16 protein-coding genes are annotated in these 16,089 nt (G+C 57.4%); 5 read left to right on the top strand and 11 right to left on the bottom strand.

Going from position 1 to position 16,089, the window contains the following annotated elements:
- Positions 1 to 64 precede the first annotated feature (64 nt).
- Positions 65 to 964 carry a MurR/RpiR family transcriptional regulator gene (locus tag AC2FH8_RS01690; protein WP_496687870.1) on the top strand — a complete coding sequence of 300 codons (900 nt, stop codon included), beginning with the start codon at positions 65 to 67 and terminating at the stop codon, positions 962 to 964.
- Between the two features lie 52 nt (positions 965 to 1,016).
- Here AC2FH8_RS01690 and AC2FH8_RS01685 read toward each other — a convergent pair whose 3' ends face one another.
- The 5 genes from AC2FH8_RS01685 to AC2FH8_RS01665 form a co-directional block, all read right to left on the bottom strand.
- Entirely contained in the window at positions 1,017 to 1,808 is a 792-nt protein-coding gene (locus tag AC2FH8_RS01685) for an FAD binding domain-containing protein (RefSeq protein WP_496687868.1), read from the bottom strand.
- Between the two features lie 94 nt (positions 1,809 to 1,902).
- Complete coding sequence (locus AC2FH8_RS01680) at positions 1,903 to 4,263, bottom strand: xanthine dehydrogenase family protein molybdopterin-binding subunit (RefSeq protein ID WP_142634107.1); 2,361 nt, start codon at positions 4,261 to 4,263, stop codon at positions 1,903 to 1,905.
- A 54-nt stretch (positions 4,264 to 4,317) separates the two neighbouring features.
- The gene (locus tag AC2FH8_RS01675) at positions 4,318 to 4,803 is read right to left on the bottom strand and encodes a (2Fe-2S)-binding protein (protein WP_142634109.1); all 486 of its coding nucleotides are present in this window, start codon (positions 4,801 to 4,803) and stop codon (positions 4,318 to 4,320) included.
- 147 nt (positions 4,804 to 4,950) lie between these two features.
- Positions 4,951 to 5,952 carry a molybdopterin-binding protein gene (locus AC2FH8_RS01670; protein WP_281994692.1) on the bottom strand — a complete coding sequence of 334 codons (1,002 nt, stop codon included), beginning with the start codon at positions 5,950 to 5,952 and terminating at the stop codon, positions 4,951 to 4,953.
- Positions 5,949 to 6,917: an XdhC family protein gene (locus tag AC2FH8_RS01665; RefSeq protein WP_496687866.1), complete on the bottom strand. Its 969-nt coding sequence runs from the start codon at positions 6,915 to 6,917 to the stop codon at positions 5,949 to 5,951. The genes AC2FH8_RS01670 and AC2FH8_RS01665 overlap by 4 nt, the downstream gene beginning before the upstream one ends.
- A gap of 225 nt (positions 6,918 to 7,142) precedes the next feature.
- Between AC2FH8_RS01665 and AC2FH8_RS01660 the strand changes: the two genes are divergently transcribed.
- Positions 7,143 to 7,643 (top strand): hypothetical protein, encoded by a 501-nt coding sequence (locus tag AC2FH8_RS01660; RefSeq protein WP_496687864.1) that lies wholly within the window; start codon positions 7,143 to 7,145, stop codon positions 7,641 to 7,643.
- 3 nt (positions 7,644 to 7,646) lie between these two features.
- On the opposite strand, the gene AC2FH8_RS01655 is transcribed toward AC2FH8_RS01660, so the two are convergent.
- Positions 7,647 to 8,903 carry a vWA domain-containing protein gene (locus AC2FH8_RS01655; RefSeq protein WP_496687862.1) on the bottom strand — a complete coding sequence of 419 codons (1,257 nt, stop codon included), beginning with the start codon at positions 8,901 to 8,903 and terminating at the stop codon, positions 7,647 to 7,649.
- Positions 8,903 to 9,811, bottom strand: coding sequence for an AAA family ATPase (locus tag AC2FH8_RS01650; RefSeq protein ID WP_271946832.1), 909 nt, complete (start codon positions 9,809 to 9,811; stop codon positions 8,903 to 8,905). The genes AC2FH8_RS01655 and AC2FH8_RS01650 overlap by 1 nt, the downstream gene beginning before the upstream one ends.
- Positions 9,812 to 9,972: 161 nt before the next feature.
- On the opposite strand from AC2FH8_RS01650, the gene pyrC reads away from it, so the two are divergent.
- Positions 9,973 to 11,010 (top strand): dihydroorotase, encoded by a 1,038-nt coding sequence (gene pyrC, locus AC2FH8_RS01645; RefSeq protein ID WP_496687860.1) that lies wholly within the window; start codon positions 9,973 to 9,975, stop codon positions 11,008 to 11,010.
- Here the strand turns inward: pyrC and AC2FH8_RS01640 are convergent.
- On the bottom strand, positions 11,007 to 12,302 hold the full coding sequence (locus AC2FH8_RS01640) for an MmgE/PrpD family protein (protein WP_496687857.1): 1,296 nt from the start codon (positions 12,300 to 12,302) through the stop codon (positions 11,007 to 11,009). The two genes, pyrC and AC2FH8_RS01640, sit on opposite strands and share 4 nt — an antisense overlap.
- A 38-nt stretch (positions 12,303 to 12,340) precedes the next feature.
- On the bottom strand, positions 12,341 to 12,787 hold the full coding sequence (locus AC2FH8_RS01635) for a type II toxin-antitoxin system RatA family toxin (RefSeq protein WP_142634123.1): 447 nt from the start codon (positions 12,785 to 12,787) through the stop codon (positions 12,341 to 12,343).
- A 72-nt stretch (positions 12,788 to 12,859) separates the two neighbouring features.
- On the opposite strand from AC2FH8_RS01635, the gene hpt reads away from it, so the two are divergent.
- Positions 12,860 to 13,402 carry a hypoxanthine phosphoribosyltransferase gene (hpt, locus tag AC2FH8_RS01630; RefSeq protein WP_142634125.1) on the top strand — a complete coding sequence of 181 codons (543 nt, stop codon included), beginning with the start codon at positions 12,860 to 12,862 and terminating at the stop codon, positions 13,400 to 13,402.
- 131 nt (positions 13,403 to 13,533) lie between these two features.
- The gene (locus AC2FH8_RS01625; protein ID WP_142634127.1) at positions 13,534 to 13,893 is read left to right on the top strand and encodes a hypothetical protein; all 360 of its coding nucleotides are present in this window, start codon (positions 13,534 to 13,536) and stop codon (positions 13,891 to 13,893) included.
- A 4-nt stretch (positions 13,894 to 13,897) separates the two neighbouring features.
- Here the strand turns inward: AC2FH8_RS01625 and AC2FH8_RS01620 are convergent, their stop codons facing one another.
- Complete coding sequence (locus tag AC2FH8_RS01620) at positions 13,898 to 15,040, bottom strand: amidohydrolase (protein WP_496687854.1); 1,143 nt, start codon at positions 15,038 to 15,040, stop codon at positions 13,898 to 13,900.
- Complete coding sequence (gene lipA, locus AC2FH8_RS01615; RefSeq protein WP_142634131.1) at positions 15,037 to 15,987, bottom strand: lipoyl synthase; 951 nt, start codon at positions 15,985 to 15,987, stop codon at positions 15,037 to 15,039. Before lipA ends, AC2FH8_RS01620 begins: the two co-directional genes overlap by 4 nt.
- Positions 15,988 to 16,089 lie beyond the last annotated feature (102 nt).

Here is a 16,089-nt window from a genome sequence, read left to right as displayed (position 1 = left end):
GTTGCCGCATCTATGCAAGCGGCCTATGTTTTACACCTTCTTCTTTCATAACATATGTTTTTTCATGACAGAGACCCAACGCCAGCTGACAGATAACTTGAGGAAAAACATCGACCAGATGCCGCCCAGACTTCAGGCGGCAGCCAAATACATCGTAGATCACCCCGCGGATTTCGGCCTCGACCCGATACGGGTAACTGCCGAGAAGATCGGTGTCAGTGCAAATGTCCTTGTCCGACTGGCCCAGCATATGGGTTTTGGCGGGTTTCAGGCCTTTCGCGCACCGTTCCGGCAAAACCTGGCGACGGATACCGAAGAATTCCTTGGCGCGTCCTGGCAAACCCACATGCAAGCGGACGGCGCCCATGGTCAGCTTCAAGCCAGACTTGCCCGCAACGAACAGAATGTCGTCGTCAGGTCCCTGCGATTGATGAGGCCCGAGACAGCGCATCTAGCCGTTGACCATATCTTCAGGTCCCGCCGTTGCTTCGTGACCGCCACCCGCGCCAGTTACGCGCTGGCCTATTACTTTTCCTATACCGGGCGCATGGCGCACCCCGGTATTCAACTAATACCGCGCCACATCGGCTCGGCCACGGATGACCTGCTGGATGCCGATGACAAGGACTGTCTGCTGGCAATCACGGTCAGCCCCTATTCTGCGGAGACGATTAAATCCATAAGGTTCGCCCGGGAAAAGGGGCTTCGGGTCATCCTGATCTCGGACAGCGAAGTCATTGCGCCGGGTGTCGAGCCGGATGTCGCCTTTAACGTCAGCACAAGGTCACAACATCACACCTCGAGCTTTACCGGTGTCATGGCTGTGTTGGAATGTCTCATCGGCCATTTATTTGACGCCGGTGGCAAAACAGCAGCGCACCGCGTTGAGGTCTATCAAAAGGCGCGCGAAGATACCGGAGCCTATTGGCAGCCAAACAAGCTTCCGAAAATTCGCCGAAAATAGAAAAAGCCCCGAGGGACACACCCCGAGGCTTTGCGACTAAAAGCCGATTTACTTACATGCAGGCCAGCACAGCCCGCTTGGTCATCACACTGACCAGATGCGCGCGATACGCTTTGCTGCCATGAAGATCGCCGATCATGGTGGCCGGGTTGATGTTCAGCCCCATCAACGCGTCCGGTCGGAATTCAGTATTCAGCGCCTGTTCTGCTTCGGACCAGCGGAACACCCCATCCTCGCTGGCGCCCGTGACCGCCACACGCACACCGTCGGCGAACCGGGCCAGATAGACACCCACCAACGCAAAGCGCGAGGCTGGCTGCAAGAACTTCTGATAACTCGCGGCCTGTGGCACCGGAAAGCGGATGGATGTGATGATCTCACCCTCATCCAGTGCGGTCGAGAACATGCCATCAAAAAACGCATCCGCCGCAATCTGACGGGCGTTGGTCACGATCGTGGCCCCGGATCCGAGCACACCCGCCGGGTAACAGGCCGCCGGATCGTTATTCGCAACCGAGCCGCCAATCGTGCCGCGGTTGCGCACCGCCGGATCACCGATCTGACCGGCCAATGCGGCCAGCGCCGGGTATGATCCCGCCGCCTCTTGCGCAACAACTGCATGCGGCGTTGCGCCACCGATAGAAACCGACCCGTCATCCCCAACACAGACGCCCTGCATTTCGGGAATTCCGCTGAGCGAGACGAGTGCCGATGGCGCAGCCAATCGTTGTTTCAGCGTCGGGATCAGGGTTTGCCCACCACCCAACGCCTGCGCATCCTCAGCCCCTAAAGCGGCAACCGCGTCGGCTATGGTCGAGGGTTTCTCAAATTCGAAATTGTACATTTCGTCTTCCTTTCCGAAAGGCGCTGATCCGCCCTTCATCTGGCTATAAATATCTCGGGGAGCGCGAGGGGTTGACCCCTCGCACCCCAACCTCTCACCCGTGCATCGCGGTCCAGACACGCGATGGACTCACCGGCATATCGATATGATCGATGGCTTTGCCGCCTGAATTCAACGCATCCAGCACCGCGTTGACCACCGCAGGTGGTGAACCGATTGCCCCGGCCTCACCACAGCCCTTCACACCCAACGGGTTATGCGTACAGGGCGTCTGGCTGGAATGGTCCACCGCATAGAACGGCACATCATCGGCACGCGGCATGGCATAGTCCATGAAGGATGCGCTCAGCAGCTGACCGTTTTCGTCATAGGCACAGTTTTCAAGCAATGCCTGACCGATGCCCTGACCGATGCCGCCATGCACCTGACCATCCACGATCATCGGGTTGACGATATTGCCAAAGTCATCAGCGGCAGTGAAGGCTTCGATGGTGACCCGGCCGGTTTCGGGGTCAACCTCGACCTCACAGGCATAGGCGCCAGCCGGGAAGGTAAAGTTGGCCGGGTCATAAAAGGCGGTCTCCTCCAGCCCGGGCTCGACCTCCAGCGGAAAGTTATGCGGCACATAGGCCGTCAGGGTGACATCACCCCAGGCCACCGACTTGTCGGTCCCTGCCACGCTGAACTGACCGTCCTTCAGCTCGATATCAGCCTCGGACGCCTCCAACAGATGCGCCGCGATCTTCTTGGCCTTGTCGATCACTTTCTCGGTTGCCTTGACCATCGCCGATCCACAGACCGCCAAAGACCGCGAGCCATAGGTGCCCATGCCAAACGGAATCTTCGACGTGTCGCCATGCACGATCTCGATCATCGACTCGTCGATACCGATCATGTCCGCCACAACCTGCGGGAAGGCCGTTTCATGCCCCTGCCCGTGGCTATGGGCACCTACCATGACGCTGATCGAGCCGGTGGCATTCACCCGCACAGTCGCCGCATCATACAGACCCGCACGGGCCCCCAGCATGCCAACGATGTTCGACGGCGCGATACCGCAAGCCTCGATATAACAGTTGACGCCCAGACCCCGCAGCTTGCCCTTGGCTTCGCTTTCAGCGCGACGCGCGGCAAAGCCTGCCAGATCAGCAGCGGACTCAAGCTTGTCCATCGTCCCATTATAATCGCCTGTGTCATAGGTCAGCGCCACCGGTGTGTCATAGGGGAACTGGGTGATGAAGTTCTGCCGGCGCAGGGCGATCGGATCGACACCCAGTTCACGCGCTGCCTTATCCACGACCCGCTCCAACTGGAACGTCGCCTCCGGACGGCCCGCGCCGCGATAGGCATCCACCGGGACCGTATTGGTGAACATCGCCTTGACGTTGACCTGAATGACCGGCGTCTTGTAGTTGCCCGCCATCAGCGTCCCGTGCAGCCATGTCGGCACCGAGCTGGAGAAGGTCGACAGATACGCACCCATATTTGCATAGGTGTTGGTGCGCAGACCGATAAAGTTATTGTCCGCATCCAGCGCCAGTTCGATCTGTCCGACATGGTCGCGCCCATGCGCGTCAGACATGAACGCCTCGGACCGGCTCGAGGTCCATTTGACCGGACGGTTACAAGCCTTGGCGGCGAAGGTGCAGAATGCCTCTTCGGCATAGTGGAAGATCTTGGTGCCAAAGCCGCCACCCACATCCGGCGCGACCACGCGCACCTTGTGTTCGGGCAGACCCAGAACAAAGGCACACATCAACAGGCGGATCACATGCGGGTTCTGCGACGTGGTATAAAGCGTGTATTCTTCGGTGCCGCGGCTGTACTCGCCCACCGCCACACGCGGCTCCATCGGATTGGCAACCAGACGGTTGTTCACCAGATCCAGCGTGGTGACATGGGCCGCATTGGCAAAGACCTCATTGACCTTGGCATCATCGGTTTCGCCCAACTGCCAATCATAGCAGATGTTGTTCTTCAGATCGTCATGGACCAGCGTCGCGCCCTCTTGCGCGGCGGCCTTCATGTCGATCACGGCGGGCAGCTCCTCGATATCAAGCTCGATCGCCTCAGCCGCGTCGCGGGCCTGTTCCAGGCTATCGGCGACCACAGCAGCAATCGGATCGCCCACATGGCGCACTTTACCCTGTGCCAAAATGGGATGCGGAGGTTCCTGCATCGGTGCGCCGTGCTTGTCGGTCACTTCCCAGCCACAGGGCATGCCGCCCACGCCTTCGAAATCCTTGCCGGTAAACACTTTGACCACGCCCGGCATGGCCTCGGCAGACGAGGTGTCGATACTGTTGATCCGGCCATGCGCGATGTCGGACCGCAGAAAATGCACATAGGCCTGGCCATGCACGTTGATATCGTCGGTGTAATTGCCTGCTCCGGTTAAAAAGCGCACGTCCTCGCGCCGTTTGGAACTGGCTCCGATGCCACTGTCTTTGGGCATTGCTTGTTCTCCTCCCTGAAAAAGAATTTTCGTCGAAAATTCTTTACGTCGGTATTACTCGGCAGCGATGCCGCTTACGTCCTGGCCCGATGCGGCCATGATCGCTTTGACAATGTTGTGATAGCCTGTGCAGCGGCACAGGTTGCCTTCCAGATACTTTCGAATCTCGGCTTCGCTCGGGCGCGGGTTCTCTTTCAGCAAGGCGGCGGCGCTCATCACCATGCCCGGCGTACAAAACCCGCATTGCAACCCGTGATGATCCTGAAACGCCTGCTGAATCACGTTCAAAGACCCATCCTCAGCGGCCTGGCCCTCAATCGTGGCGACCTCAGACCCGTCTGCTTCCAGCGCAAGCATGTTGCACGACTTCACCGCCGCGCCATTCACATGAACAACACACGCCCCACATTGCGCAGTGTCACATCCAACATGCGTTCCGGTCAGCGACAGATGATCACGTAAAAATCCAGACAACAACGTCCGACCCTCAACCTCACCGCTAACAGACCTCCCGTTCACGGTCATGGTGACCTGTGTCATAAGTTCCTCCCATGTCATATTTTTCTCTGTCGAGTTAAACACGGGACTTATTGTTTGAGAACAAAAATTTCGCAGGGCGCCGTTTATGACAGATCACAATGCCGAACAAAGCGGTCTGATCTGGGCCTTAAATTGATGTCAAACGCCTTACCGCTTGATAGATGCGCGTGGCTGTGGCCGGGTCGGGATTTCCTTGAGCAATCCACCGACCCCCATGCCTGCAATATGCGCCGCTGTCGTTTCAATCCCGCAAGCCACGCGCGACAAAACCCAATCCGCACCGTTCAGTGCAGGAGAGCGCGCACACCCCGGCAAACCGATTACGGGTCTGGCGTCCAGCAGACCGGTGAACAACAGGTTGCCCGGATCTACTGGCATTCCAAACCGATCCACCTGACCGCCTGCAACACGAACAGCCTGCGGCGCAACATCATGCGCATCCGAAGTTGCTGAGCCCGTCAAGATCAGGACAATATCCCCTTTAACACCCGTCAATGCAGCAGACAGCGCCTGAATCTCATGTGGCACCACCCGAATGTCATCCAAACCCATACCCAGGGCTTCGACACGCCCTCGGATTGCAGCTATTCCCTTGTCGTTCGAAACACCTCCGGGGATGTCTGTGACGATCAGGCCGGCACTGCGAAACACCGGGCCAGACAGGCGCACCGCCCCTTGTGCCAGCGCCGAGGCACGCGCCACATCTTCGCCGGGGACGGCATAAGAAATGACTTTGATCGTCGCCACCATCCCGCCTGATCCCATCTGTTGATATTGGGGTACTGTGGCCACGGTAATCATCGGGTTAACCAAGTTGAACGCTTCCAGCGCCTGTACGTCCAGAACAGCGACTCCGGGGCCTCTCGCCAAGAGGTTAACGCGCCCTGTGAACGGCTCGGTGACGCGCAATCCCACGGTTGCCGGGTCCGGGGCCAAAGCCTCTGCCAAACTCCGGGCAGCGTCGTTTTCGTGACAATCACCGGGTTCCAGCTGCGCAACAGTGACCGAGGTCAACCCGGCGGCGGCCATTTCATCCAGATGAGTTTGCGTGAGCAAAAGGCCCTTACGCAGCTTTGTGTCTTGGGCTTTCACTGAATGCGCCAGAATTGCACCAGCGGCCTCGCGCAAAGGAACCGAGCCAAACTTCATGCTTTGCCCCGCAACACCGCAGTCATTTCGGCCAATATGGAAACCGCAATTTCCGCAGGATCGGCGGCACCGATATCCAAGCCTACGGGACCGTGAATCTGTGAAATCTGCCCTTCAGTAAATCCGGCTTCTTTCATCCGGGTGACGCGTTTCGCATGCGTTCGATTAGACCCCAGCGCCCCAATATAGAACACCCCGGCTCTCAGGGCGGCCTCTAACGCGGGATCATCCAGTTTTGGATCATGGGTCAGCAAGACAACAGCCGTTCGCGCATCCATTCCAAGCTTTGCAACGGCCTCATCCGGCCAATCCGTCAGCACGGTTTCCTCAGGGAATCTTGCGGCGGTTGCAAACGCATCTCGTGGATCCACAATCGCAGGGTCGTACCCCGCAATTCGCGCCATCGGGACCAGGGCCTGAGCAATATGAACGGCCCCGACCACTATCAACCGCAAGGGCGGATTGTGGACCGAAACAAATGTCTTCGCATCCTCTTCGAAACCGGACCGGTCCATGCGCATGCGTTCGGGATAACGATCGCGCTGCAACGCACGATGGCCGGATTCGATATTCACTTCATAAGCCACAGGCTCGCGCTGCGTGCGTGCAGCGACCAGATCGCGCAATATGCTTTCAGGAAGGACCGATCCAATAGGCTCGACCAGTACCCGAATTGTTCCGCCACAGGCCAGCCCGACCGCAAAAGCATCTTCGTCACTGACCCCGAATTCAAGTAGGCGCGCTTCACCCTCTTCGATCGCTTCCAACGCCTCGACGACAACCGCACCTTCGACACAACCACCCGATACCGACCCCTCAAAGCGGCCATCACCTGCTATCACAAGCTGAGCGCCAACACGTCTGGGGGCACTGCCCCAGGTCTGAACAACCGTAGCCAGCGCAACTGGCTTTCCCGTTTCATACCAATCCAGAGCAGTCTCGGGGCTGTTGTCGAATCTGTCCATATCGCCCTCCTGGCGTTTCCCGCACCAACATAGGCAGGTTTGGCAGGATGAAAAGTAAGCCATCAGGCTAACTCATGGGCCTTGAAAGAAATTCCAAATGCTATGCAAAGCCCCGCGGGTTTCAGCCGAACATCCAATGCATTGATTGCCAGCCCTCCCGATTCTGACCTAAACGCGGATCATGCGCAGCTGTGACGCAGATAATTTTCAAAAGGAGACAGAGACTTGAAACACATTATTACACTCGGATCGGTATTGGGAATGCTAGCGGCGACAGTGGCCAGCGCAGATACCTTCCTGCGCTATGGCGAAGTGGACGGATGGAAAATCTTCATCGACGAAGACAAGAAATCCTGCCTGATCGAAGCTGTTGATAACGCGGAAAACGTGGTTCAAATGGGCCTGACCGAAGACCGCGGCGTGGGATATGTTGGCGTATTCACCAAAGCTGAAACCAACATCAAGCGTGGCGAAACCGAGGCTGTGGCGATCCTGCTGGGCGAAAACCTGTATCTTGGAGAAGCCACCGGCATGAAGGGCAACATCACCAAAGGCTATTCGGGTGGCTATGTGCTGTCGGATGACCCCAAGTTTGCCGAAGACCTTGCCAAACAGAAAGTTATGGTTGTGTTCCCCGAAAAGGAATTCGCCTTCACCGTTGATCTGACCGGTACGTACAAAGCGATGGAAATGGCGCGTAAGTGCAACGAAGAACAGCTTGGTTGAGACCTACTTCGAAAGCGCGGCCATCAACCGCGCTTTCTCACCCATGTCATCCGGTTTTGAGATGACTTTGGCCAGATCTTCCAGCGACGCAATGGAATGGCCGGCCCGAAAGCTGTCAACATGGGGAAGCATCGCCGCCACCCCCTGCGCTTTTGGCGCAAAGCCATCCCAGCGCAACAAAGGGTTTAGCCAGATCAAACGGCGGGCTGACAGATGCAGGCGCTGGATTTCTTTTCCAAGCACCTCGGGTTCGCCCCGATCCAGACCATCCGTAATCAACAACACCACCGCACCCTGCCCCAGAACCCGACGCGACCAGTCACGGTTAAAAGCGTGCAGGCATTCCCCGATCCGCGTGCCACCCTCCCAATCTTGCGCCTCGGCCCCTGCCGCCGACAGGGCAGCATCCACATCGCGTTGGCGCAGGTGCCGGGTGATATTCGTCAACCTCGTACCGAATGTAAACGCATGAACCTTGGCCCATCCCGCGCCTTTGACGTTTGAAACCGCATGCAGGAAATGCAGGATGATACGAGAGTACTGGCTCATAGATCCTGAAATATCGCAGAGAACGACAAGGTTCGGCCACCGTTGTTTCGGCTTCAAATACGCGATGTCCCGCAGTTCACCACCCTGCCGCATGGATGCGCGCAGCGTGCGGGCGCGGTCGATCCGATGCCCAAAGTGGCTGGCTTGGCCTCGGCGCGACTCGATTGGTTTTACCGGCAATTTGAGCTGTGCCAGAATGCGCTTGGCCAAGGCAATTTCTTCGGTGCTCATTTGCTCAAAGTCTAGATTGCGCAACCGTTCTTCCGAGGACGCGGTCCGCGACGCATCTATCTCCAGCTCAGTTTCTTCCTCGATGTCAGAGCTTTCAGGCAAGTCCCGTTCGACGCCGTCCAGCAGAGCCTCGGCCGCGCGTTTCTCTGCAGCTTCGGCCTTGCGCTCTTCCTGAACGCCGCGGATCGCGGGCAGCATCATGGACATCATGTGTTCCATGTAACGAGGGTCGCGCCAATACATGCGGAAAATCTGCGCAAATACTGCCCGATGCTCGGGTCGGGTCACGAAACAAGCGTGCAACGTCCAGTAAAAATCCCGCTTTTCCGAGAAGCCCGCAACCTGAACCGCCCGGATCGCATCCACAACCCGCCCGGTGCCAATCGGCAGCCCTGCCTTGCGCAAAGCCCGCGCGAAATGAGTGATATTCTGCGCCAGTTTTGGGTTGTCGGGGATTTCGAGAGGGAGCTGTTCAGCCATCAGGCAGGTTCCAGCGACGCCTTGGCTTCATCCAGAATGCGTTTCGCCTCGGACCCTTGCAGTTGCTGGATATCGTCCTGATATTTCAGGATCGCTCCCAGCGTGTCGCCGATCACTTCGGGGCTAAGGTTGATGACGTCCAGCGCCAGCAGGCATTTGGCCCAGTCGATCGTCTCGGCCACGCCTGGTTTCTTGAACAGATCCTCTGTGCGCAGGTGTTGGACAAAGGCGACGACCTCTCGGCTTAGCGCCTCGGCGACCTCGGGTGCGCGGGCGTTCAGAATTTCAATTTCACGGTCAAAATCCGGGTAATCGACCCAATGGTACAAGCAACGGCGTTTCAGGGCGTCATGCACCTCTCGCGTTCGGTTCGATGTAACGATGACAATCGGTGGCTCCGGCGCTTTGACAGTGCCCAATTCGGGGATGGTGACCTGAAAATCGCTGAGCGCTTCCAGCAGGAAGGCCTCGAACGGTTCATCCGTGCGGTCAAGTTCATCAATCAACAGGACGGGTGCCCCGTTTTCATCCGGACGCATGGCCTGCAACAACGGACGCTCGATCAGGTAGTCGTCAGAAAACAATTCGGTCTGCAACGAACCCCGGTCAGCGCCGCCCGAGGCTTCGGCGGTTCGGATCGCAACCATTTGCGCCGGGAAATTCCATTCGTAAACCGCCGAGGAGGCGTCCAGCCCTTCATAACACTGCAGGCGGATCAGGCGACGGTTCAGACCAGCGGCCAGTGCTTTGGCGATTTCTGTTTTTCCGACGCCTGCCTCACCTTCTAGAAATAGCGGGCGGCCCAGTTTAAGCGACAAAAACACCACTGTCGCCAAGGCCCGACCGCAAACGTAACCTTGCGAGCCCAGCATTTGCTGCACGGTATCAATGGAATCTTGCTGCGTCATGGAACCCTCTTTCTTTCGTTGCTTAACAGGTCATGCAAGCGCGGGGGCGTCAAGGCCCCGGCCCCGCCACCCAGACGCCATCGCGGCAGAGAGGTGAAGTTTTTGCACCAGATCCTCACGGTTTGGTTGGTCTTTGGCCGAGGCTGTGCTAGCGGGTGCGCATGACTGATACGCTGACCATTCGCCGCCCCGATGACTGGCATCTGCATTTGCGCGATGGCGCCATGTTGCAGGCCGTTCTGCCCGAAACCGCACGCCATTTTGCCCGTGCGATCATAATGCCGAACCTTGTTCCGCCAGTTGTGCGCGGCGATCAGGCCGCCGCATATCGCGACCGCATTCTGGCCGCCCTGCCCGAAGGCATGCCGTTCGAGCCGCTGATGACCTTGTACCTGACCGAAGACACCGACGCCGAGGATGTCGCCGCAGCCCATGCAAGCGGGCTGATCAAGGCCGTAAAGCTGTATCCCGCAGGCGCAACCACCAATTCCGCCTCGGGCGTGCGTGATTTCGACAAGGTCCGCCCGGTGCTTGAGAGAATGGCTGAGATCGGTCTGCCGATGTGTGTCCATGGTGAAGTCACCGATGCCGAGGTCGACATTTTCGACCGCGAAGAGGTTTTCATCGATACGATACTTGATCCACTGCGCCAGGCGACTCCTGGTTTGCGGGTGGTGATGGAACACATCACGACGGCTCAGGGTGCGATTTATGCGCAATCCGGTGGAGATGATCTTGCTGCAACAATCACGGCCCATCACCTGATCATCAACCGCAATCACATCCTGGTGGGCGGGATCAAACCGCATTACTACTGCCTGCCCGTGGCCAAGCGCGAGACCCATCGCCAGGCTTTGATGAGCGCCGCAACTTCTGGGATGTCTTGCTACTTCCTTGGCACCGACAGCGCGCCGCACACAGACGCAAACAAGGAAATGGCCTGTGGCTGTGCGGGATGCTTCACCGCTACAAACACAATGTCCCTTGTGGCTGAGATGTTTGACAAAGCCAGTGCGCTGGACACGCTGGAAGGGTTCACATCATTGAACGGACCTGCGTTTTATGACCTGCCTGTGAATAAAGAAACCATCACCCTTACCAAAGGCGACCCCGTTGAATATCCCGACAAGATCGAAACTGACGACGGCCCGGTAACAGTATTCGAACCCGGGTTCCCCTTGCACTGGCGCGTCGTCTAACGCGCCAGCATTTTCGCCAGATCACGGGTGCGGCCACCGGTACGCAGCATCGACCAGATCGCGTCTGCGTCCTCGGCACCGATCAGCTTGGCCGCCTTGCTTCTGACCCGATCTTCCCGGTCGGCCAATGTCATAGGGCCAAGCAAATCGTGGCTGGCCTGTTTTCGTGCCCCATCGCGGCGCAGCAAAGACAGATCCGCTTGAGTTTCAGACAGCGACTCATCGGCTTCGACTGAAATCCGGTCCCGCAGCGATTGCAGGCGCCTATCCGCACATACCTTATCCGAAAAATTGTCTGGCAAGGCTGTGTCATATCCCAACGCTTGCATAGCAATAACCGTCCGGTAGGAAAACTTGGCCCCCAACCCGGTGGTCGGAGAGGTTTGATTACACACTGTCATCCAGCGCGGGTGGGTCCTGATCCTGATCTCGGCTACTTCGGGTTCAGCAATATCCAGGTCACGTGCGGCCTCTAATGCGGCGTGCAACCCATGACAGCAGGCATGAAACTTATGGCTTACATCTTTGAACAGCCACGTCTCTCCGATTCCATCCAGAGCAGCGGCCTGTTCGGACTGACCCATATGGGTTGCACCAAAACCATAGGGCCCCTCAAGCGCATCCGAGTTGGGATCAAACCCCTTGGACACCAACAGCGCAGCCTCAACCCCTGCAGCGGCAGCTAGCCCGGCATTATAGGGCTTCCCCATCGTGCCGAAATGAGCTTTCAGCCCTGCGGCGCGGGTGGCAGCCAGACCAAGAACCCGGCGCATCTTATCCGTATCGAACCGCAGCACCCGGCCAGCGGCGACCGCCGCACCAAAGGCACCTGACGTCGCGGTCTGATGGAACCCACCTTGATAATGCGCGCGCCCCAGCCAAAGCCCTACGCGGATCGAAACCTCCATCCCGACAAGAGCGGCCTCAAGGACATCGACAAGAATCCGGTCGTCCCAATCACAAAGAGCAAAGGCCGCAGGCATAACCGCGACCGAAGGGTGCCCGATATGCGCAAAATGCGTGTCATCATAATCCAAAGCGTGGGAAATGGTTCCGTTAACCAAACCTGCTGCCCTGACGGGAGCCAGCCCCCCGCCAAACAGATGGGCCTGCGGGTTGCCTCCTTCATCCAGAACCAGTGCGCGCACGGTCTGAGATACGGGTTCGCTAACACCGACGCGGCCAACAACCACCCAATCCAGCGCAGACAGAGAGGTTACGAGACGGGCCTCTGACGAGGTCGCAACAGGCCCCGAGGCAAAATCGGCCAATGCTGTGGTAAAATCAGTCATGTGGCGCAGTCTAGCAAGCGCCGCTTTCGGGTAAAGACTTAGCTGTACAATTCCTCTGCCCGGCCCTCGAACGCCCTCACGATCCTGTGCATCGCCTCATTGAAGACCACTCCGATGATACCCTGAAGAATGGCATTCTTGAATTCGAAATCAACATGGAACGAAACGTTGCACCCGCCTTCTGCTGCGTCCTCGAAATGCCAGTCCGACTTCATGTATTTGAAGGGCCCATCCAGATATTCCGTGTCGATCCGGCGTTGTTCGGCAAACAGGGTAACCCGGCTGCCAAAGCGTTCGCGGAACACTTTGAACGAAATGATCAGGTCCGCTTCCATCACCTGTGCCTCTCCTGCTGCATATGAGCGTCGGATACGTGCAGCCGCACACCAGGGCAAAAACTCGGGATATTTTGCTACATCGGCAACCAGATCGTACATCTGTTGCGCAGTGTAAGGCAGGTGTCGCGTTTCCGAATGTATAGGCATGGCGTCCGGTTTTTGCAGGTGACAATGGCGCGTCATGTCGTATGTTGCGCGCCAAAGATCAAGGGGGCAGCGATGAGCCAGCGCGGATATGTGATTGATGAGATGATCTCGGCAAAGGCCATTGCCGCCAGGATCGAAGAACTTTGCCGCGAAATCACTGCCGAATTCGACGGGACCGACAAGCTGGTCGTTGTCGGCTTGCTGCGTGGCAGCTTTGTCTTTATCGCCGATCTGGTGCGCGAATTGGACTTGCCCATCGAAGTGGATTTCCTTGAGGCGTCATCCTACGGGGATGCGATGGAAAGCAGCCGGGAAGTCCGCATTCTAAAAGACCTGCGCGGCGCTATTGAGGGTCGCGACGTTCTTGTGGTCGAGGATATCGTCGACACCGGGCACACGCTGAACCACGTTACTCATCTGCTGCAAAGCCGCGATCCTGGAAAACTTCGCTCGATCGCACTACTGGACAAGCCCAGCCGGCGCGAAGTCGATTTCCGTTCGGACTGGATCGGGTTTGAAATTCCTGATGAGTTTGTTGTGGGTTACGGGATCGACTACGCACAGCGCAATCGCAACTTGCCATTTATTGGTAAGGTTCGTTTTATCGAAGACTGAGAAGGGTAAAAATAGACCCAGATTCCAATAGTCAAAGTTGCTGCGCACCTTTGCATTCACTTAATTGAATACCATTGGACAACGCCCTCAACAACAGATTACCCTCCGATCATCTTGGGAGGATTCTGCTTATGAAAGTAATGTCTATTGGGCTTCTGGCGACTTGCGCAGTCGCCGCAACGGTTGGTCTTGCGGACGCAAAAGACAACAAGGGCAAAGGGAAAAGTTCAGACAAGTCGAAAATCGAAAAGTCGATAAAGACCAATAATGGCGTTGGTGTACCGCCCGGACAGATCAAGCGTTATACGCGAGGTCAGAAACTCCCTAACGATCTGAATTTTGACTATCTTGATGACCTGGACGGCTGGAAGTTGAAGCCCCTACCCGCCGGTCAGCGATATATCCGCGTGGATGACGAAATCCTGTCGATATCTGATGACACTAAGACAGTCATTGATGCCGTTGGAATAGTGAGCGATCTCGTAAACTGAAGTTTCAGCCATTAAGTGATCGAATTGCGGCAACAAATACGTCTACTCCTACCGGGATAAGTGCGTCTGGGAAATCATAGTCAGGGTTATGCAATTGCGGATGATCCTGCCCCGACCCCAGCCAGAACATGGCCGTTTTCGCGCCTTTCCCAAATTGCCCGAAATCTTCTGAGAACTTTTGCGGCGTCTTTGTTGAATGGCACGGTACTCCACGTTCGGCGCAGGCCGTTGCGATGATGCTCACCGCGTCGCTGTGATTGACGCAGGCCTCGAAGACATCGTCATCGGTGATCTCTACCTCCAGACTGTCGGCGGATGCGGCGCGGCGCGCCAGTGCCTCGGCCTCGGTCATCAGCGTCTGCATCCGGGCATCTGAAACGGTGCGCAAGGTTACCCAGATCTCGGCCTGTCCCGGAGCGACGCCGAAAGTCGGCTCTCCCAAACGGGCATGCGTCACAGTTGTCAGCGCAAAATCGGCATCCAACGCGCCGCCTGCGCCTAAACTCGCCAGCTTCGAAACCAGTTCGGACATCGCCTCAGCCGGGGAAATCCCATCCTGAGGCGCAGCCGCATGGGACGTCTTGCCGGTCAGGATGATTTTCATCCCGCGCGAGGCGCAGTTAGCCGAACTCTGACACAACTCGACAGCGCCAAGTTCCAACCCCGGCAGGTTGTGCAGAGAGAACACGTAGTCCGGCGCGATCTTCGCGAATTGAGGGTCCGCGCGAAAGGCGATGGCGCCCTGCCCGGTTTCTTCAGCCGGTTGAAAGATCAAAACCACCCGACCCTTTTGGGGTCGGTGACGCGCCAGGTCTTCCGCAACGCCAAGCACCATCGCCATGTGCCCATCATGGCCACACAGATGCCCTTTGCCCGGAACCTTCGACACATATAGGTGCGTACCAAGTTCTTGAATCGGCAGCCCATCCAATTCGCACCGGATACCAACGGTTGGCCCAGCCTGCCCACTGTCAAAAACCGCGGCAACGCCATGCCCTCCCAGTCCGGTAAGCACATGGTCCGCACCGAACCCCCGCAAAAGATCTGTTATGCGGGCAGCGGTCTCACGCTCGTGCCCGGATAGTTCGGGATATTGATGCAGGTCGTGGCGCAGGCGTGTCAGCCGCGCATGCGCTTCGGGTGTCACCCCTGTTCCAGCTTTTTCCGGCGTGCCTCACGCAGCCGGGCAAAATCGTCTCCGGCGTGATAAGACGACCGGGTCAAAGGTGTGGCCGATACCATCAGGAACCCTTTGCCATAAGCTGCCTTTTCATAGGATGCGAATTCTTCCGGCGTTACGAACCGATCGACTCCGTGGTGTTTGGGCGTGGGCTGCAGATACTGACCGATGGTCAGGAAATCAATTTCAGCGGCGCGCATATCATCCATGACCTGCCGGACCTGCTGACCATCCTCACCCAAACCGACCATGATCCCGGATTTGGTAAAGACCGACGGGTCCAGCTCTTTCACGCGCTGCAATAGACGCAAAGAGTGGAAATACCGCGCGCCCGGTCGCACTTCGGGATAGAGGCCAGGCACCGTTTCAAGATTATGGTTAAAGACGTCTGGCTTTGCCTCAACGACAACTTCTAGAACGGACGGATCGCATTTCAGAAAGTCGGGCGTCAGAATTTCGATCGTCGTACCCGGAGACCGGTGACGCACGGCGCGAATGGTCTGCGCAAAGTGCTCTGCCCCGCCATCTGCAAGGTCATCGCGGTCGACAGAGGTGATGACCACATGGTTCAACCCCAGCTTTTCAACCGCATGAGCAACGCGACCAGGTTCAAACGCATCCAGCGAATCCGGGCGACCGGTGGCGATGTTGCAAAAGGTACAGCCGCGGGTACAAATCTCGCCCATGATCATCATGGTCGCGTGGCCCTGGCTCCAACATTCACCGACATTGGGGCATCCGGCTTCTTCGCAGACCGTAACCAGATTGTTGTCACGCATGATCTTGCGCGTGTCGGCATAACCCTGACCACCGGGTGCTTTGACGCGAATCCAACTGGGCTTTTTCGGCTGCGAATTGTCGGGCCGATGAGCCTTTTCTGGGTGTCTTTGTTCGGGAATGTTCAGATCGCGCACGGCCTGTCTTTCTGACTTTGGGTCAATTCGGTTTACCCATAACATAAACTGACCTCTGCTATTACACCACCCATGCATAGCCGCTATGCATCAGGGTGAAAG

This window comes from Ruegeria sp. CDSC025 (genome assembly GCF_059610805.1).
Note: the sequence above shows the minus strand (reverse complement) of the source record. Positions and strands in the feature narration are given on the sequence as shown.

What these genes read in the sequence shown, in the direction of transcription:
- AC2FH8_RS01690 (WP_496687870.1), top strand. Translation starts at nt 65, where the DNA reads ATGACAGAGACCCAACGCCAGCTGACAGATAACTTGAGGAAAAACATC.
- AC2FH8_RS01685 (WP_496687868.1), bottom strand. Translation starts at nt 1,808, where the DNA reads ATGTACAATTTCGAATTTGAGAAACCCTCGACCATAGCCGACGCGGTT.
- AC2FH8_RS01680 (WP_142634107.1), bottom strand. Translation starts at nt 4,263, where the DNA reads ATGCCCAAAGACAGTGGCATCGGAGCCAGTTCCAAACGGCGCGAGGAC.
- AC2FH8_RS01675 (WP_142634109.1), bottom strand. Translation starts at nt 4,803, where the DNA reads ATGACACAGGTCACCATGACCGTGAACGGGAGGTCTGTTAGCGGTGAG.
- AC2FH8_RS01670 (WP_281994692.1), bottom strand. Translation starts at nt 5,952, where the DNA reads ATGAAGTTTGGCTCGGTTCCTTTGCGCGAGGCCGCTGGTGCAATTCTG.
- AC2FH8_RS01665 (WP_496687866.1), bottom strand. Translation starts at nt 6,917, where the DNA reads ATGGACAGATTCGACAACAGCCCCGAGACTGCTCTGGATTGGTATGAA.
- AC2FH8_RS01655 (WP_496687862.1), bottom strand. Translation starts at nt 8,903, where the DNA reads ATGGCTGAACAGCTCCCTCTCGAAATCCCCGACAACCCAAAACTGGCG.
- AC2FH8_RS01650 (WP_271946832.1), bottom strand. Translation starts at nt 9,811, where the DNA reads ATGACGCAGCAAGATTCCATTGATACCGTGCAGCAAATGCTGGGCTCG.
- pyrC (WP_496687860.1), top strand. Translation starts at nt 9,973, where the DNA reads ATGACTGATACGCTGACCATTCGCCGCCCCGATGACTGGCATCTGCAT.
- AC2FH8_RS01640 (WP_496687857.1), bottom strand. Translation starts at nt 12,302, where the DNA reads ATGACTGATTTTACCACAGCATTGGCCGATTTTGCCTCGGGGCCTGTT.
- AC2FH8_RS01635 (WP_142634123.1), bottom strand. Translation starts at nt 12,787, where the DNA reads ATGCCTATACATTCGGAAACGCGACACCTGCCTTACACTGCGCAACAG.
- hpt (WP_142634125.1), top strand. Translation starts at nt 12,860, where the DNA reads ATGAGCCAGCGCGGATATGTGATTGATGAGATGATCTCGGCAAAGGCC.
- AC2FH8_RS01625 (WP_142634127.1), top strand. Translation starts at nt 13,534, where the DNA reads ATGAAAGTAATGTCTATTGGGCTTCTGGCGACTTGCGCAGTCGCCGCA.